The sequence below is a fragment of the Spongiibacter tropicus DSM 19543 genome (assembly GCF_000420325.1).
GTDB classification, from domain to species: domain Bacteria; phylum Pseudomonadota; class Gammaproteobacteria; order Pseudomonadales; family Spongiibacteraceae; genus Spongiibacter; species Spongiibacter tropicus.
Genome location: NZ_ATUS01000001.1, coordinates 1,188,286 through 1,204,004, shown reverse-complemented (window position 1 = coordinate 1,204,004; position 15,719 = coordinate 1,188,286). Strand labels below are relative to the sequence as shown.

Here is a 15,719-nt window from a genome sequence, read left to right as displayed (position 1 = left end):
TGGGAAGTGATTCAGAAGAGTAAATGCCCAATTAATTCAATAGCTTGGAGATGCGAAGGGCGAGGCGTGTTCAGGACAAACCGAGCGTGCTTGTTATTAAGATGTTATGAGGCTGGCCGTGTCTGAGCTGAATCGCTTTATTGGTGAGAAGTTGCTTAGACTTTCCCAAGAGAATGGTGAGCTATTTGCCTGCTTTGGATGCGGCAATCTCGGGGTGTTTACGAAGGTTTCGTTTACCCTGCCTATGAATGAAATGATAGGCAAGGTAGTCCAATCAATAGAATTTGAAGAAGCTGAGGTATTCATCATAAATCTGAGTGGTGGAGCTACTATAGCTGTATCATTAAAACCAAAAGACTATTCCGGGCCGGAGGCATTTTGTGCAACTTTCAATGATGGAGCAATTGTAGTTGAGTAAGCCTCATAACAAGGTGCAGCACTTAAGCCGCTGCGCGGCTCGGACAGCCAAAAGCTGCGCTTTTGCCTGCCCGTGTGCACGGCGTTAAAAGTCAAAGGGTGTTGACTGAGAGAAATCGGTATGGATACACTTGATTCAGTTTTCAACTTCACACGCCACGGAGGCGTGTACGGGCGTCATGGAGGACGGCTATCTGTCATAATGGGGGCAGCCGTGACTCTTAAAGACCACCTTTCTTTCGCTATCCTTGTAGTATTCCTTTTCAGCTTTATTTGCTTTGGCTCTGCGCTGTGGTTGAGTTGGTCGGCCAAGCCGAATGTACCTTACTTTCTTGTTGCAGCAATAGTCCTTGCCACCTTGGGGTCAATACTCTGCACACGGAAGGAAATTTCCCTATCGGAAGCAGTATCAGCAATCAAGTTGGTGCTCAAGAAATGAAAAATTTTAACAAAGTGCTCAAAAATGTTCGCTTCGCTCACTGGGACCACCGCAGCTACGCTGCTCCGGCCCTTTAGCACTGCGTTATGAGTTTGCCAATGAATAAGCTATGCCTTTTGCTTCTAAGCATATTTTCTATTGGATTATGCGATGCAACATCAATAGATAAGCGGGAGGTTTTGGCGACACCCGCGAACTTAAAAGAGCTTGGTATAAGTGTTGGTATATATCCTGAACCCTTGTGTGCAGAGGCCAGTGGCATAGAAGTTTCGATACCTGCCAATCACAACGGAGCTTCGTTCAGTGGAGGCATACTGGAAGTCGAAAAAGAAGGAGAGGTCATGCTTTCTGCTGAGCTTACTCTGATCGAGGTTCCTAATACCATATACTCAGAAAATCCATTTCATGGCGTTTCTTTCTGCCTGCATCCGAATCTATTTAATTCGGCATCGGTCCGGCTCTTTTACAATAAAGGTGAATTGACAACTGATAGTATTTTGCTAAAGGAGTTTGGTGGGTATGCTAACCCTTAAAACTCATAACAAGGGCGCGCAGTTAGCCGCTGAAAAGCGCGGCGGGACAGCCAAAACGCTGCGCTTATTTGGCCGCCCCTGGCGCAGGCGTTATGTGACAAGGAGGCGCAGAGGTGTTTGAGAGGCTTTTTGACGTGTTTTCGCGGCGAGAGCAGCCCGCTGCTGACAAACCAAAGCCGCTGACCAACGAATTTCGCAATCGCGTACTGATGCTCATGCGAGACGAGCTTGGGGGAGATTTCGGCGCCTTCTTGAACGACCTCCATAAGCAAGTTGCCTACTTAGAAGGCACGTTCGAGCTATCTGGGTCGAATCACCGGCGACAAGCTGCCGATGATCTGTTCGAGTTCATGCTCACTTGCGAGGATGAGCAATTCCTGAATGTTTTAGAACTAGTCTTTCGTTCGAATCTTCCAGGCATTACCTGGCCGGACAATTCACTCATTCCTGGAATTAATAACTTCTTTCGGGTTGACGCCCTTCCGTACCATTTAACAGCATACGGAATTGAAGAAGTGCAATCGTCCCTTTTTGGCACCCCGGCCATGGCCACGCAGATCTGTGAGTACCCGAGGGTAATTCGTAAAGATAGTGCGCTGCTACACAATTCCGCGATGCAGCCTGCGCTTACTCTTCTCGCAGCGCCGGAGTTCAAACACGCAAATGACGAATTTCTACAAGCGCTCGAGGATCAAAGAAAGGGAGACTACAGGGATTGCTTGACGAAATGTGGAAGCTCCTTCGAAAGTGTGATGAAGGTTCTTTGTGCGAAAAAATCAATCCCGTTTAAGGAAACGGACACGGCATCGGCTCTGCTGAGCGCATTGCTCACTAATAGCCAGTTGGACCGGTACTGGGAGCAACCTCTAACGCTGATTGCTACCCTTCGAAATCGTCTTAGCTCTTCGCATGGCGCGGGCACTCAAGCTAAGCAAATTCCTGAGCACGTTGCGGCGTACATCGTCAATGCCACGGCATCTGCAATACTGCTACTGTGCGGCGAGCATGCATAAGAAGTTGTCACATAACAACACGTTGCAGGTGACGTTTGACCCGCTGCCCACTTTTGCTGCCGCAAAAGCGGTCATCGCCTCAAAAGCACCTGAGCGTGGGCGTTAGGGCCAAAAACAAGGAGAGTATGCTTGGCAACAAACTATGTTTTGATAGATTTTGAGAACGTGCAGCCGAGTAACCTGGAGGTTCTCAAGCAGCACCCTTTCAAAGTGGTGGTTTTCGTTGGTGCAAACCAAGTAAAGATACCGTTCGATTTGGCAGCAGCGATGCAGAGCCTTGGGGATGCTGGGCGGTATATCAAAATTACCGGCACCGGCAAAAACGCTCTAGATTTCCACATTGCCTATTACATTGGTGAGTTAGCAGTCAAGGACTCAGGCGCCTACTTCCACATCATTTCCCGCGACACTGGTTTTGACACGCTGATAAAACATCTCAAATCGCGTGGCATCAAAATTCAGCGTGAGCGAGACCTGGCGGAAATTCCCGTAGTAAGAATGTCCACGGCTACCTCTACCGACGATATGGTATCCGCTATAGTGAAAAACCTGGCAGGCAGGGGCCAGTCTCGGCCTCGCAAGGTGAAGACGCTCTCCAATACCATCAATTCTCTGTTCACAGAGAAGCTGTCTGAACAGCAGTTAAGCTCAATTGTGAAAGACCTTGAGCAGCGAAAGTATATAAAGGTGAACAACGGCAATGTCTCTTACCAATTGCCGCACTAGCCCTAACAAGGCCAGACAGGCGACGCTGATATTTCCCCGATAAAATGGGCACCAAAGTCAAGCTGATGGAGTTCCCCGAGTAATGTAGGCAGGGAAGTCCAAGAATCGGAATCACCAACGCTCGCAGTTAGGCTGGTTTTTGACAGTATTTTTAATAAACAAGGAGGTTCAATGGAAACAATCTCGGTTAAGAAAGTAAGTGCTGGAACGGTATTTAAACTCATTGCTATAGGTCTTATCTGCGGGTTTATGCCGATATTCGCTCTCTTTGGGGTTATGGGGGCATTTGGAATGGAAAACCTTACCTGGAATTCACAGGCGGTTACTGGAGTGAAGGCGATTTTTGCGGGTCCGCTAATGGGTATCTTTATCGCTCTACTATTCACGGCAAGTATTGGCAGCGTTGTTGCGTTCGGGTTATGGATATTTTCATTTTTCAAACCAATAAAAATTGAATACATTTCCGAATAGAATTCTGCGGGTAAGTGCCGCGGGAATGTCATGGCGATAACGGTTCCAGTGTGCCCACACTTGAAGGTGATCGGAGTTTTTGGCTGAGTTTAGGGGGATATCATTGGTCGATTATGAGTGGAGGTGTAAGGCTTGTGATGTGGCGAACTCTGCGGGAAATCAATGTTGTGAGAATTGTGGTTGCGCAGGGGAGGCAAATGCTCATGAAGTCGATTTGCACGAAAGATTGCTTGAAAGTTGTTCGCTAGAAGGTGTGGTTGCATGCCCTGTATGTGGCGCGAATGAAGTAACCGCTAACTATGATCAAGATTACAAACAGTATTATTACACGCTCCTTCGACGTCGCGCTTGGATTTTCAGGACTCTAGAGATACATATTTCTTGTACGAAATGTGAGTACAGAAAGGTTATAGAGCACGAAGTGCCGATTGTTAGAAGGTTGTATAGAGTTATAGTGAGAGGAGATGTTAAGTCCGACTTTTTGAAAAGGATATAGATAGTTTTTCAGTTCAGTTTGATTTTATCTCCCCTGAATGGCTTTGGCCTGATACTGATGGATGTTGTTTGGTAAAACATCACTGGATGTGGCGAGGTGGTATGCCGGTCATTGAAGTAGCGGTGGAGTGGCTAGGAGGAATACTTAGGCTACTCGTGCATATAGTTGTAGAAGCCGTCTTGGAATTTCTTGTCAAAGGACTCGGCTATTTCGTATGCCGCCTTTTCTCCAAGTCTGCAGACCGTGACGGTTTTGTGGTGGTAATAGTGGGAGTGGTTTCATGGTCTGTGGTTGGCGTTCTATTTTACGTAGCCTCTGAGTATTTTTCGGCGCAAGCGGCCATTGATCGTTGCTTAGACTCATCTGGTAGCTTCAAAGATAGCTTACAGGCTTGCCCCGACCCCGATGTATCGCGAGACTGACGTGCCGTTCTCCCAAGTAGGAGAGTTATCCCCGTTCTACGCTGTATGTGACTGACATCCCCCCCACACAGCCCGTCTAGTTCAATCATCTTTTGCCCACTGCCGCACTCCCGGTCTTGTCCTTCTCTGAATAATCAATTATTGTCATACAATACTACAATTTGTATGAGTCGGACTATGAGCGGGAAGAAGGGTTTTGTGTTGGGAGTTGTGTCGAATGGGCGGTGAGTTGACAGTGTGGATTCCTATTTTGCTGGCGCTCGTGCTGACCGGGGTTTGTGCCGGTGTGCTGGCAGGGCTGCTCGGTGTGGGTGGCGGGATTGTTATTGTGCCGGTGCTGTATTTCCTGTTTCAGCAGTTTGGCATGAGCGAGGCCAACGCGATGTTGGTGGCGACGGGGACGTCGTTGTCGACGATTATTCCGACTTCGATCTCGTCGATTAATGCTCACCACCGCAAGGGGAATGTGGATTGGGCAATTCTTCGGCGCTGGGCGCCACTGATATGTCTGGGCGTGCTGGCGGGTAGCTGGTTGCTCACGGGGTTTAACGGCAAGTATTTCGTGGCGTTGTTTGGGGTGATTGCACTGCTGGTGGCGGTCAATATGTTGTTTCGTGCCTCGGCGCCCGCTCTGTTTGAGGACTTGCCGGTTGCTGGTGTGCAACGGCTACTGGCAGCCATCATCGGCTTTTTGTCGGTGATGATAGGGATTGGCGGCGGAACGCTCGGGGTGCCGACGCTGACAGCGTTTAATGTCGCGGCTCACCGCGCGGTGGGTACCGCGGCGGCCTTCGGGCTGGTGATTGCGGTACCCGGGGCGCTGAGCCTGTTGATTGCGGGGGACGCGCCGGCAGATGCCCCGGTTGGTACATGGGGTTTGGTGAATCTGGTGGGTTTTGCCGCGATTGTGCCGATGACGGTGCTTTTTGCGCCGGTTGGCGCAACGCTGGGTGCGAAGCTGGATGCGGGGCGGTTGAAGAAGGTGTTTGCGATCGTGCTGGCGATAACCGGGCTGAGAATGTTGCTGCAAGCAGTGGGTTGGTGAACCGATGAACGAGGCCGTCCCATGGTGAGACGGCCTTGTTACGGAGGGCCATGGTATGAGGCCAAGGTATCAGGCGTTGAGCGCGCCGCTCTCGTCGCCGTCGAGGCTTTGTTCTTCCTCTTTGAGGGTGGCGACCACGGCCTGTTTGGCATTTTCCAGGTGGTCGGCCATCAGCTTGGCGGCCAGTTTGCCTTTGCCGCTGGTGATCGCTTCTACCAGACTGTCCCATTCGCGCAGCCCGTCATCCAGACGGCCCGGTGCCGACATGGAGCGGAAGCGCAGATACTGCACTCGGGCCAGTAGCTGTTTGGCAACGTCATAGATTACTTTGCTTCCGCAACCGGCAAGGATGGTTTCGTAGAATTCCCCGGCCAGCTGGCAGAGCTGCTGAATATCGCCCTTGTGAAGCTGCTTGGACATGGCCTTGCGAATCTGCACCAGATTCTTTATGGCTTCTTTGTCGGCTAATTCTACAAAGCGGCGAACCGCTTCCGTTTCCAGTTGGATACGGATGAAGTAGAGGTCGGCGGCTTCGTCGGAGCTGACGATGGCCACGCGGATGTTCCGTCGCTGGCCAACTTCAATCAGGCTTTCGGACTGCAATTGGCGCAGGGCTTCGCGGACTGACGTTCGGCTCACACCGAGGGCTTCGCACAATTCGCGCTCAATCAGGCGCGTGCCGGGAGGGTAGAGGCCAGTACAAATCGCATTGCGTAACTTGTCGACGGCGTGGTCGCGAACCAATGCCGGGTTCACGGTAATTTTCAGGTCCTGGTATTTCAAGGGCGTCCTCGTCTGTTATTGGTCCGGCATCAATGCCCGACGCTATTACAAGATTATTGTTCTACAGCATGCGGTTCGCAATGGCCATTATATACCTCTGCGGCGTTAACGGCTTACAAGCTGACGAATTGGCAGTCCGTTACCCAGTCTGGCGCATTGCAACAGACTGTATGCGGTCAGCAGCGATGTTTTCGGATTGTCCGGACTGGCAAGCCCCAGAATTTCAAACCGGAAGTGACCGAAGGCGCCTTCGGCTTCGATAACTCCCAGCGGATCGGCAACCCGGTTGGAGGAAACGAGGCGCGCGTCGGTGTCATCGAGTCCCAGGCTCGCCAGAGCGACGGCAACCGCGACATTGGCGTTTTTAGGGTAGCCCCGCGCTGCGTCACGCGCGCTGCCCTCGAAAAAGACTTCTTCTTCTGTTTTATGGTCGAGATCCAGCAGGGTTTCGGCCGGGGTGCCACGCCAAGCGTGGGGCGGTTTGTAGGAGGTGTAACAGACGCGATCAATCCCGGCGAGTTGCGCAGCCACCAGTCCATCCAGTCCAGCGATTGCGCCGGGCGGCAGTAATAGCTGGCTGTTGCCTTGTTCGGCGGCCGTTATCAGTCGCTCGCTGATGGCCGGATCTGCCAGACAGCCAACGGATGACACCAGTAGATCGATCCCGGCTTCAAGCAGGGCGGCACCGTATTCTTCAACCGCACTGTGTCCAGCACATTCCATAACGATGTCGGGGGAGGATTGTATCAGCGCGTCGAGGCTGTGCAGGGCCTTTGGCGCCGACCTGCCCGGTCGCACCAGCGTTCCGCACAGTTGATCTGCTTCGCCCAGTTTCTCCAGCGCGCCGTATATCTCGCTGCCAATAGCGCCGTAGCCAATAAGTCCTAGCTTCATAGAATGCTCTTTTGTATGACAAACTTATTGTATGGTAAGTGTCTGGCGGCAGATTAACAAGTCAGTCCCGGCTTAATGCAGGACTGACTGATCCAGATCAAATTTCATTCCGGCGGGGTGGCGCGTCAGGCTTGTGAGACGGTTTCAGCCGTCGGTTCTGTCGGCGTTTTCCTCGGTGACATCAAAATACACATAAAGCTGATCGATAAAGGTTTCGATGGCTCTGGCCGCCGCATGCTGGTCGCGCTGTTTGATGGCTTGCAGCAGCTCTTTGTCGCAGTGCAGCGTCATTTCCCGGTTTTCGCCCGACTCGTGAATTTGATTGCGTGCCAACTGAAAGCTGTCGTCGACCATGGTGGCACAGCGATTCAATAGCTCATTGCGCGACATGGCGCGCAGGGTGTCGCGAAAGGCGTGGTGGGCATCGACAAACTGTTTCAGCCGACCCTTCTCGTGTGCACTGACTTCGCTCGCATAGTGCTTTTCCAGTGCCTGAATTTCATTGTCGTCACCGAAGCGCACGGCCCGGCGTGCGACCTGGGCATCTAGCAGTCTGCGTGTTTCCAGGCGGTCGAGGACATCGCGCTGGGTGTCCAGTGGCACCAGATAGCCCCGTTCATTGTTATTGAGCAGGCCCTCTCTGCTGAGGCGGGCCATGGCTTCGCGCACCGGGGTGCGTGAAACGCTGTAGCGTTCGGCCAGTTCAAGCTCAACGATCCGCTGTCCCGGCTTGAACACATCGGCCAGCAGATCTTCCTTCAGTAATTCGTAAACCTGATCGCGAAGACGCGGCGGCTGAACGACTGCTCGGCTGGTTTTTTTCATTACTTATATTGCTCCATAAATGCTGCTGGAGGCCTTTAAATTGCTGGGCCTTATTGTATACTGTATACAGTGTTTTGGCCGCGGTCAGGCTGCAGTCCCAGCCGCGATTTTCTCGATGTTCCAGTATTACGGGTTGTCTTATGTCATATGAAACCATTACTGCGGAGCCATTAACTCCCTGTCTCGGCGCTATTGTATCCGGGGTTGATCTCACCCGGCCATTGGCGGAGGAAGAGGTACAACAGCTACGCCAGGCGATAGCAGATTATCAGGTTATCTTCTTTCGTGATCAGCGGCTGGACCCCGCGTCGCTGAAGCGCGTTGGGCGTTACTTCGGTAACCTGCAGATCCACGCACTCAAAGGGCTGTCTGCCGAGCACCCGGAGGTTCGCAAGTTACATGCCGATGAGTCCTCCAAGCACGTGGCCGGCGAAGAGTGGCACTCGGACATGACCTGCGCAGAAATTCCGCCGATGGGCAGTATCCTGTATTTGCATACCTTGCCGACTCTGGGTGGCGATACCATGTTTGCCAGCATGTATGCCGCCTACGACGCCCTGTCGGATCGGATGAAAGACTATCTGGAAGGCCTGACCGCAACGCACGATGGCAAACTCGCATTCGGGCGCTTTGATCCAACCGGGCAATATCCTGTGGCGGTTCATCCGGTTATCCGTCGCCATCCGGTCACCGGCAAGAAAGCCCTGTTTGTTAACCGCGGCTTTACCTCGCACATTAACGAGCTGTCCAAGCAGGAAAGCGATGCCATTCTGAACTATCTGTATCTCCACTGTGAAAATCCCTTGTTCCAGGCCCGCTTCCGTTGGGAGCCGCACTCTGTTGCCTTCTGGGATAACCGTTGCACACAGCATCTGGCGATTTGGGATTACTATCCGCAGGTCCGCTCGGGATACCGCGTGCAGATCGAAGACGATTCTCCGGTGCTTGCCTGAGCCAGCCGATGTAAGATGATCCCTAGGGGCCTTGTATCAAGGCCCTTTTTTTTACGCTGAAAATAACTGAATACCTCTGCGTGGGGACTCTAGCTGGTAAGCCAGAGCGCATGCCTACAATCCCTGTCTCCACGACCGACCGTCGTGCATTGTTCTGAAGGCCACTCCTCCCCGAGCGGATACAAAAAAACACAGACCCATTGCTGAGCCTGTGTTGATTGCCGTGTGATGAACGGTTCGTCAGGTGCTGGAGATTGGCGCGCCCCGCTTGCGTTCTCCGTAAGGACGAAGGAGCAGCAACAGCAGCACCGCGACAATGCAGATGGGAATACCCAGCAGCATCACGGCCTGATACGAGCCGGTACTGTCAAAGACGATGCCGAAGACCAGCGGCCCAAGGCTCATCGCCAGCATGACGGCAGAAAACAGCACGCCGAAAATTTCGGCAAAGCACTTCAGGCCAAAGTAGCGGCTGGTGAGATAGGCCAGCATGTCCACTTCGGCACCCAGGCTGCCGCCCAGCAGCACGGCCGCTACCACCAGCACCCAGTAGGGCAGGGACAAGACAAAAATTCCCAAGCCGACCGCCGACAGTGAGAAAAAGACAAAGGCGATGAATCGCGCGTCGTATTTGTCGATTAAAAAGCCGATCAACAGCCTGCCTGCAAATGCCGACGCGCCAAACAGCGAGGCCAGTTGCGCCGCCTTGGCGGGCGTAATGCCGCGGTCGGTGAGCATGGGGACCAAATGCGGGATCAGGCCGTACAGCACAAAGGCCAGCGACATGAAGATCAGCGTCAGGCTCCAGAAGTCCCGGCGACGCAGTGCCTGCTTTAATGAATCGCCGTGGCTGTCATCAATGCTGGGGCGCTGCTCGTGGCTTTTCAGTTTGAGGCCGTCGGGCGCCAGTCCCATTTCTTCCGGTGTTTCCTTCAATACCAGCAAGGCGAGAGGCAGAGTGACAAGCAGTTGAATCAGCCCGAGGCCGATATAGCCGCCGCGCCAGCCAAACTCGGAAACCAGCGCTTCAGTGACCATGGGCACATAGGCGAAGCCCAGTCCTGTGCCGCTGCCGGCAATACCGATCGCCAGTCCCCGCGAGCGATCGAACCAGGCGGACAGAATGCGCATATACGGCACGCTGTTCGTGCCCACGGCAATCGTGCCGATGGCGACATAGACCGCAATGAACTGCCAGTAGCTTTGCATCAGCGGCGCGGCTAAAAAGCACAGTGAGAGGATCAATATCGACGGAATCAGAATGGTCTTCACGCCAAAGCGGTCAGCAAATCGCCCAATGATCGGCAGCGACATGGCGGTGCAGAGCATCATGACCGAAATGGCAAGGCTGATGGCCGTCCGTTTCCAGCCGAATTCGATGGCCAGGGGCTCCGCCAGAATGCCAATGGAGGCCAGACAAAACGCCGCCGGGCCGGTGGAAATGCCGATCAGGCAGGTGGCGACGACTACCCAGCCGTAAACACTGCGCTTGGGTGGCTCGCTGGCAGAAAAAGAAATAGCCGCATTGTCTGCGGCTATTTCTGATTGGCTTGCTGTTGCATTGAGTTGCATATTTTCATCAGTCATCGCAGTACGCTTGCCTTAATATCTGTATGCATAGCTCAGGCCAATTGTGCGGGGGCGGGTGGTGTAAACCCGGTAACCGTCACCCGTAACGCGCAGGCCAATTTCAGGGGCTTGATTGGTGACATTGTCGACGAACAGATTGACGTCCCAGTTGGCTTGACGGACGCCTGCCCGCAGACCGAACAGTGAGTAACCGTCCAGCTTCTGGTAGTTGGGATCTTCGTCGTTGAAGCCGGTATAGGAGTCACTGCGGTAGTTGAAGTTGGCGTTAACATAGCCATCGCCGCTGACCTTGCCGAAGTCGACCGGAAGTTCATACTCCAGTTGCCCGGCAATACTCCAGCGTGCGGAATAGGGCAGGCGGTCGCCGTCATAGCCGCTGGTTTCGGCGGTGTCGGGCATGTCTTCAGCCAGCTTTGAGTCGGTGTACGTGATGCCGATATTGCCGCTCAGTCCGTTATCGAAACTGGCGTTTACCATGGCTTCGATGCCGCTTACCGCGCTCTTGCCGGTGTTGGAGATGTAGACAAAGGTGCCACCGGGGTCGGTCACCGAGATTTGCTGCCGCGACCAGTCAATGTGGTAGAGGGTCAGTTCGGTGTAGATCTTCTTGTCTAACAGGTAGCTTTTGGCGCCAATTTCGTAGTTCCACAGCTCGTCAGACTCATAGCGTTCCGGAACGGTAACACCGTAGTCCGCTGCATTATCGGCGTTGTTCACGCCACCGGGACGAAAGCCGGAAGCGGCACGCGCATACAGCGTGGTGTTTTCGGTTGCCGCGTACGACAGCGCCACGTTATAGCTGAACTCGTCTTCAGAGATCGACTCGTCGAGGACGACTTCATCGTCGGTTTGCACCGGCGATGTGGGGAAGCGCAGGCCCTGGGTGGTTACCTGACGGTCTTCAATGTCTGCCTCGTAATAGCGAACGCCGAGTGTCGCGGTCCAGTAGGGACTCAATTCGATATTGGTCTCAAGGAAGGCGGCTAGCTGCTCGATGGTGTTCACATTGTTGGCCGAGTTGATGTCGGCTTCGGCGTTGCCGCTGCTCACACAATCGGCGTGAAAGTCACAGGGTGCCACCATGCTGTCGGGGTCGGCGACCAGCGCCGCGTTTTGCGAGTCCGATTCCTGATCGGCATAGAACAAGCCGGTGACCAGTTGTACGGGGCCGGAGAAGTCAGAGGCAAAGCGCAGCTCTGAGGAGAAAATGGAGTAGTCCTGACTCTGGTGGTAAGCCAGTAATGCCGGAATACCGAAACGGATTGCGGTCGGCGTGCTGTCTCGGGACAGGAACATATCCCGTTCCATATAGGATGCGGTAGCCGTTACCGTGCCCGCCGACAGATCGTAGGCCGCCAGCAGACTGAACAGGTCGATCTCGGCTTCGAACGGTTCGGCGGTGGGGGATACATTGTTGTATTCGCCTTCGTCGAATTCAAAGTATTGAGAGTCGTCGACTTCGGATTTCTGGTGCAGGCCGCTGAACTCGATATTGAGCGCGTCGGTGGGCTGCCAGCCAAAGCTGAGCTTGGCACCGTTGACCTTCACGTCGTTCACATTTTTGAGGTCTTTACCGTTACCCGGCTTTTTGTCGATGTAGCCGCCGCCGTTGTCGGACCAGATCACCGCGCGGGCGGCCAGGGTGTTTTCGATCAGCGGGACGTTCAACACGCCCTCGCCACGGAAAAGGCCGTTGCCGCCGTAAACACTGCCAGCAGACAGCTTCAGGCTGCCTTCCATCTCGTCCAGATTCGGCGAGTTGGTAATAACGCGCATGGTGCCGCTCATGGAGTTGGCGCCGAACAGCGTTCCCTGCGGCCCTTTCAGAATTTCCACACGCTGCACATCGTGCATGCCGATATTGGGCTGGTTGTCACTGCCGCCGTCGAGGCCGAGGCCGGTGATTACCGCTTCATCGTAGTAAATGCCCACGGTGGGTTTACCCGCCGACGAGATGCCGCGAATGATGATCTGGTTGTCGCCCACACCCCGGTTGTTGACCTGAATGGCCGGGTCCAGTCGGGCAAAACTTTCAATGTCGTAGGTCTGGCTTTTTTCCAGCGATTCGCCGGTCACCGCGCTGATGGCTACCGGGATGTCCTGCATGGATGTTTCCCGTTTGGTCGCCGTAACCATGACTTCCTCAATCGGCCGGCTTGATGGTGCGCTCTCTGCGTCCTGGGCCATGGTGGAGTCGACCATGGCGGCGTATGAGCACAGTGCGAGCCCGATGGTCAGTGATGTGCGACGCGGGCTTTTCAGGGGACGAATGACTCGGTGTTGTCTCATGCTGACTGCTAACCCTCTCTCGTGGATTTTTGTATACAGAATACAGAGCAACAGCTGTGCCAAGTCGTCAGGATAAATTGTTGGTCATATATAATTATGTATGACAATAATAGTATATGACGTTTACAGGCCGGAGGTAGATCATGAAATGCGTCGTAACTGCGAGGCGAGCGCCTCAGAAATATTCCAAAAAGGCTGCGAAATGGTGCATCGATTCCCATTTGTGCACAGAGACGGTTCAAGTGTGGTGGAGGCGAATGCGAGGAGCCGGGCGCAATTTCGCGTTTATCGCCGGTGTTGCTGTGGCGTCGTCGGCTTCCTGGGCGGCGCCAGATAAGGTGGCGCCGCTGGATGCCTCGCTCTCTGCGATTCGTGGATGCGAGCAGCTAATGAAGGAAGACTTTACGCGCCTTCCCGGCGCACCGACGGCACTGCTGAGTGCGGAGCCGGTTGATGATGCTGGCAGTCTGCCCGCTTACTGCGAGGTAAAAGGTTATGTTCAGCCCGCCATTCAATTTACCGTCAGGCTGCCGACCAAGGGCTGGAATGGTCGTTACTTTCAAGCCGGTTGCGGTGGATTCTGCGGGATAGTGCGCATTGATGACTGCAATGATGTCTTGCCCTCGGGCTTTGTGACCGCGGCGCATAACATGGGCCACGTCGGGCATCCGATCAAAGATCCGGTGTGGGGCAGCAGTCCCGCATTGCGTGAGGATTACGCCGGGCGCTCAAGTCACCTGGTGTCACTTGTCGCCAAGGCCATTGCGGAGCGCTTCTACGGCAGCAAGCCTGCGAAGTCTTACTTTCGTGGCTGCTCGACGGGCGGTCGAGAGGGGCTGACGCTGGCGCAGCACTATCCGCAAGACTTTGATGGCATTATCGCGGGCGATCCGGCATTTGCCGGACGACTGGGTGCCATTGCCAATAACTGGGATGCCCAGCAGCTTCTCGATGACGAGGGGCGTGAAGTGTTTGATCGGCAGGCCCTGCAACTCCTTAATAAAGCGGTGCTGGATGAGTGCGATGCGCTGGATGGTCTGCGTGACGGCATCCTGATGGACCCTCGCGCATGTGGTTTTGATCCCGAGCGCCTGCGTTGTCAGCAAGGTGCCCCGGCAGCGGCCGCGTGCCTCAGCGAGAGGCAGGTACAGGCGGCTAAAAATCTCTACAGTGGTCCGGTTAACAGTCAAGGTGAGGCGCTTATGCCCGGTGCGGCGCCTTACGGCAGCGAGCTGTCGTGGAGTGGTCGCGGTCGACGGTCACTGGCTGAGGGGTATTTGCGCTATCTGGCGTTTCAGAAAAATCCCCCGGCGGATTACAACTACCGAGATTTTGATTTCGACACCGATATTGCGAAGGTTGAGGCCAGTGCGCGCCAGTTTGACCCGGTGGCGCCCTACCAGGCACCCGACCTCCGGGCGTTTGCGAGCCGAGGTGGCAAGCTGATTGTGTATCACGGCTGGGCCGATGCCGGTGTCTCTCCTGTTGCGCAGCTGGATTACTATGCTCAAGTTACGCAGCGTCAGGGCGGGATCGCGGAGGTCCGCCAGTGGTTCAGGCAGTTTATGATTCCCGGCATGTTCCACTGTCGCGGCGGTAATGCCCCCAACACCTTTGATTTCGTCCCGCATATCATTCGCTGGGTTGAAGAAGAGCAGGCACCGCAGCGGGTGCTGGCGACCCAGTACGAGGGTGAAAAACGGGTGCGCACTCGTCCAGTCTTTCCCTATCCGGATTTCGCTGCATATAAGGGCAAGGGCGACCCCGACGACGCGGCAAACTGGACGGCAAAGACGCCGGATGTGATGCCGGACGATCGCCAGTCATGGCTCTGGGCGCCGGTTGAGGATCAGGCGGTATACGAATAGTGGAATGGACGACAAGCGGCTCGGGTCTCGGGCCGTTTGTTCCGCGTGATAGGGAGTACAAAAAAAGGGTGATACCCCTGAAGGTATCACCCAAATCAGTCACTGAAGATCGACTGAGGGAGACTCTGGGACGAGCTCGTTAAACACAGGACAGTGAGAGGCCACCCATGCCGGTAGCCCATTCTGGAATTGCTTCGTAGAACAGCACTTCACCGCGCAAGGCAGGGGTTGCACCCGCGAGGGCAATCCAGGCGTTAATTTCCAATCCGCCACTGCCGCCTTTGTGGAGTATTTCTTCGTTACTCCACTGCTCGAATTCGGGGGCTTCATCGCCAACTAACTGCGCCATAAAGTGGCGATCCCAGGCTTCATTCACCTGTCCTTCCTCCGGGGCGCCGGGCCAGTGCGACAGGCCGCCACAGGCCAGCAGCGCGACGCGCTCGGTGTCAGGCCGCTCCTGTTCGATAAACCGGCGCAGCATCTGACCCAGTTGCCAGCACTCGGCGCTGCTGGGGGCGGGGTCAAAAACCGTATTGATGTACAGCGGCACAATGGCAAGCTGGCGTTGGGGGTCGCTGATCGCCACGGGAATCATTACCCCGTGATCCGGACGCACATGCTCAACCTCGGCCAGTGGAATCTGCTGCTGTGTGGCGTACTGCTGCAGTTGCCGTGCGAAGGCGCTGTTTCCCTTGATGGGGTCGGTGGGTATACCCATGTCGCCGTAAGGGGTAAAGCTGTCATCGGTGGCAACGGCCAGCGGCGCCGGGTGTTCCAGGCTGAAATTATTCAGGTGGTCACTGGTGAGAATCACCACTACATCGGGCTGCGTATCGCGCAGTCGGCGACCGACTTCCCGCATGCCCTGAAAGACTCGCTCGGCCTGCGGCTCAATGCCGTCGGGAGCACCGAGTGTGTGTGACATGGCAAAGCTGCCGACAATCTGACCCATGGT

Annotated in this window: 15 protein-coding genes; 9 read left to right on the top strand and 6 right to left on the bottom strand. The window is 54.6% G+C overall.

The genetic code is table 11. The features are described from left to right. Positions 1 to 118: 118 nt before the first annotated feature. The 7 genes from G411_RS0105725 (at position 119) to G411_RS0105690 (ending at position 5,562) form a co-directional block, all read left to right on the top strand. Positions 119 to 418 carry a hypothetical protein gene (locus G411_RS0105725; RefSeq protein WP_157581148.1) on the top strand — a complete coding sequence of 100 codons (300 nt, stop codon included), beginning with the start codon at positions 119 to 121 and terminating at the stop codon, positions 416 to 418. 120 nt (positions 419 to 538) lie between these two features. Next, entirely contained in the window at positions 539 to 856 is a 318-nt protein-coding gene (locus G411_RS0105720) for a hypothetical protein (protein ID WP_157581146.1), read from the top strand. Between the two features lie 98 nt (positions 857 to 954). Then, positions 955 to 1,389, top strand: a complete 435-nt coding sequence (locus tag G411_RS22070; protein WP_157581144.1) for a hypothetical protein — start codon at positions 955 to 957, stop codon at positions 1,387 to 1,389. 113 nt (positions 1,390 to 1,502) lie between these two features. Continuing rightward, positions 1,503 to 2,402: a DUF7014 domain-containing protein gene (locus G411_RS0105710; RefSeq protein ID WP_022958217.1), complete on the top strand. Its 900-nt coding sequence runs from the start codon at positions 1,503 to 1,505 to the stop codon at positions 2,400 to 2,402. A gap of 129 nt (positions 2,403 to 2,531) precedes the next feature. Beyond that, a complete protein-coding gene (locus tag G411_RS0105705; protein WP_022958216.1) occupies positions 2,532 to 3,128 on the top strand; it encodes a PIN domain-containing protein in 597 nt (198 codons plus the stop codon). 171 nt (positions 3,129 to 3,299) lie between these two features. Continuing rightward, positions 3,300 to 3,599, top strand: coding sequence for a hypothetical protein (locus G411_RS0105700; protein ID WP_022958215.1), 300 nt, complete (start codon positions 3,300 to 3,302; stop codon positions 3,597 to 3,599). A gap of 1,135 nt (positions 3,600 to 4,734) precedes the next feature. Next, positions 4,735 to 5,562 carry a sulfite exporter TauE/SafE family protein gene (locus tag G411_RS0105690; RefSeq protein WP_022958213.1) on the top strand — a complete coding sequence of 276 codons (828 nt, stop codon included), beginning with the start codon at positions 4,735 to 4,737 and terminating at the stop codon, positions 5,560 to 5,562. Positions 5,563 to 5,631: 69 nt separating this feature from the next. Here G411_RS0105690 and G411_RS0105685 read toward each other — a convergent pair whose 3' ends face one another. From G411_RS0105685 to G411_RS0105675, 3 genes are all read right to left on the bottom strand, one after another. Beyond that, positions 5,632 to 6,345, bottom strand: coding sequence for a GntR family transcriptional regulator (locus G411_RS0105685; protein WP_022958212.1), 714 nt, complete (start codon positions 6,343 to 6,345; stop codon positions 5,632 to 5,634). A 105-nt stretch (positions 6,346 to 6,450) separates the two neighbouring features. Continuing rightward, positions 6,451 to 7,239, bottom strand: coding sequence for an aspartate dehydrogenase (locus G411_RS19510; protein ID WP_022958211.1), 789 nt, complete (start codon positions 7,237 to 7,239; stop codon positions 6,451 to 6,453). A gap of 144 nt (positions 7,240 to 7,383) precedes the next feature. Continuing rightward, on the bottom strand, positions 7,384 to 8,064 hold the full coding sequence (locus tag G411_RS0105675) for a GntR family transcriptional regulator (RefSeq protein ID WP_022958210.1): 681 nt from the start codon (positions 8,062 to 8,064) through the stop codon (positions 7,384 to 7,386). Positions 8,065 to 8,204: 140 nt separating this feature from the next. On the opposite strand from G411_RS0105675, the gene G411_RS0105670 reads away from it, so the two are divergent. After that, positions 8,205 to 9,017 (top strand): TauD/TfdA dioxygenase family protein, encoded by an 813-nt coding sequence (locus tag G411_RS0105670; RefSeq protein WP_022958209.1) that lies wholly within the window; start codon positions 8,205 to 8,207, stop codon positions 9,015 to 9,017. 240 nt (positions 9,018 to 9,257) lie between these two features. On the opposite strand, the gene G411_RS19505 is transcribed toward G411_RS0105670, so the two are convergent. Beyond that, a complete protein-coding gene (locus G411_RS19505; RefSeq protein WP_022958208.1) occupies positions 9,258 to 10,604 on the bottom strand; it encodes an MFS transporter in 1,347 nt (448 codons plus the stop codon). A 15-nt stretch (positions 10,605 to 10,619) separates the two neighbouring features. Next, complete coding sequence (locus tag G411_RS0105660; protein ID WP_051151253.1) at positions 10,620 to 12,896, bottom strand: TonB-dependent receptor; 2,277 nt, start codon at positions 12,894 to 12,896, stop codon at positions 10,620 to 10,622. 257 nt (positions 12,897 to 13,153) lie between these two features. On the opposite strand from G411_RS0105660, the gene G411_RS0105655 reads away from it, so the two are divergent. Continuing rightward, positions 13,154 to 14,764: a tannase/feruloyl esterase family alpha/beta hydrolase gene (locus G411_RS0105655; RefSeq protein ID WP_022958206.1), complete on the top strand. Its 1,611-nt coding sequence runs from the start codon at positions 13,154 to 13,156 to the stop codon at positions 14,762 to 14,764. A gap of 139 nt (positions 14,765 to 14,903) precedes the next feature. Here the strand turns inward: G411_RS0105655 and G411_RS0105650 are convergent, their stop codons facing one another. Next, on the bottom strand, positions 14,904 to 15,716 hold the full coding sequence (locus G411_RS0105650) for a DODA-type extradiol aromatic ring-opening family dioxygenase (RefSeq protein WP_022958205.1): 813 nt from the start codon (positions 15,714 to 15,716) through the stop codon (positions 14,904 to 14,906). Between the last annotated feature and the right edge of the window lie 3 nt (positions 15,717 to 15,719).

Bases quoted from the DNA above. Each gene is read 5' to 3' on its own strand.
- G411_RS19510 (WP_022958211.1), bottom strand. From the start codon at position 7,239: ATGAAGCTAGGACTTATTGGCTACGGCGCTATTGGCAGCGAGATATAC.
- G411_RS22070 (WP_157581144.1), top strand. From the start codon at position 955: ATGAATAAGCTATGCCTTTTGCTTCTAAGCATATTTTCTATTGGATTA.
- G411_RS0105690 (WP_022958213.1), top strand. From the start codon at position 4,735: ATGGGCGGTGAGTTGACAGTGTGGATTCCTATTTTGCTGGCGCTCGTG.
- G411_RS0105650 (WP_022958205.1), bottom strand. From the start codon at position 15,716: ATGGGTCAGATTGTCGGCAGCTTTGCCATGTCACACACACTCGGTGCT.
- G411_RS0105700 (WP_022958215.1), top strand. From the start codon at position 3,300: ATGGAAACAATCTCGGTTAAGAAAGTAAGTGCTGGAACGGTATTTAAA.
- G411_RS19505 (WP_022958208.1), bottom strand. From the start codon at position 10,604: ATGACTGATGAAAATATGCAACTCAATGCAACAGCAAGCCAATCAGAA.
- G411_RS0105660 (WP_051151253.1), bottom strand. From the start codon at position 12,896: ATGAGACAACACCGAGTCATTCGTCCCCTGAAAAGCCCGCGTCGCACA.
- G411_RS0105720 (WP_157581146.1), top strand. From the start codon at position 539: ATGGATACACTTGATTCAGTTTTCAACTTCACACGCCACGGAGGCGTG.
- G411_RS0105675 (WP_022958210.1), bottom strand. From the start codon at position 8,064: ATGAAAAAAACCAGCCGAGCAGTCGTTCAGCCGCCGCGTCTTCGCGAT.
- G411_RS0105670 (WP_022958209.1), top strand. From the start codon at position 8,205: ATGTCATATGAAACCATTACTGCGGAGCCATTAACTCCCTGTCTCGGC.
- G411_RS0105655 (WP_022958206.1), top strand. From the start codon at position 13,154: ATGCGAGGAGCCGGGCGCAATTTCGCGTTTATCGCCGGTGTTGCTGTG.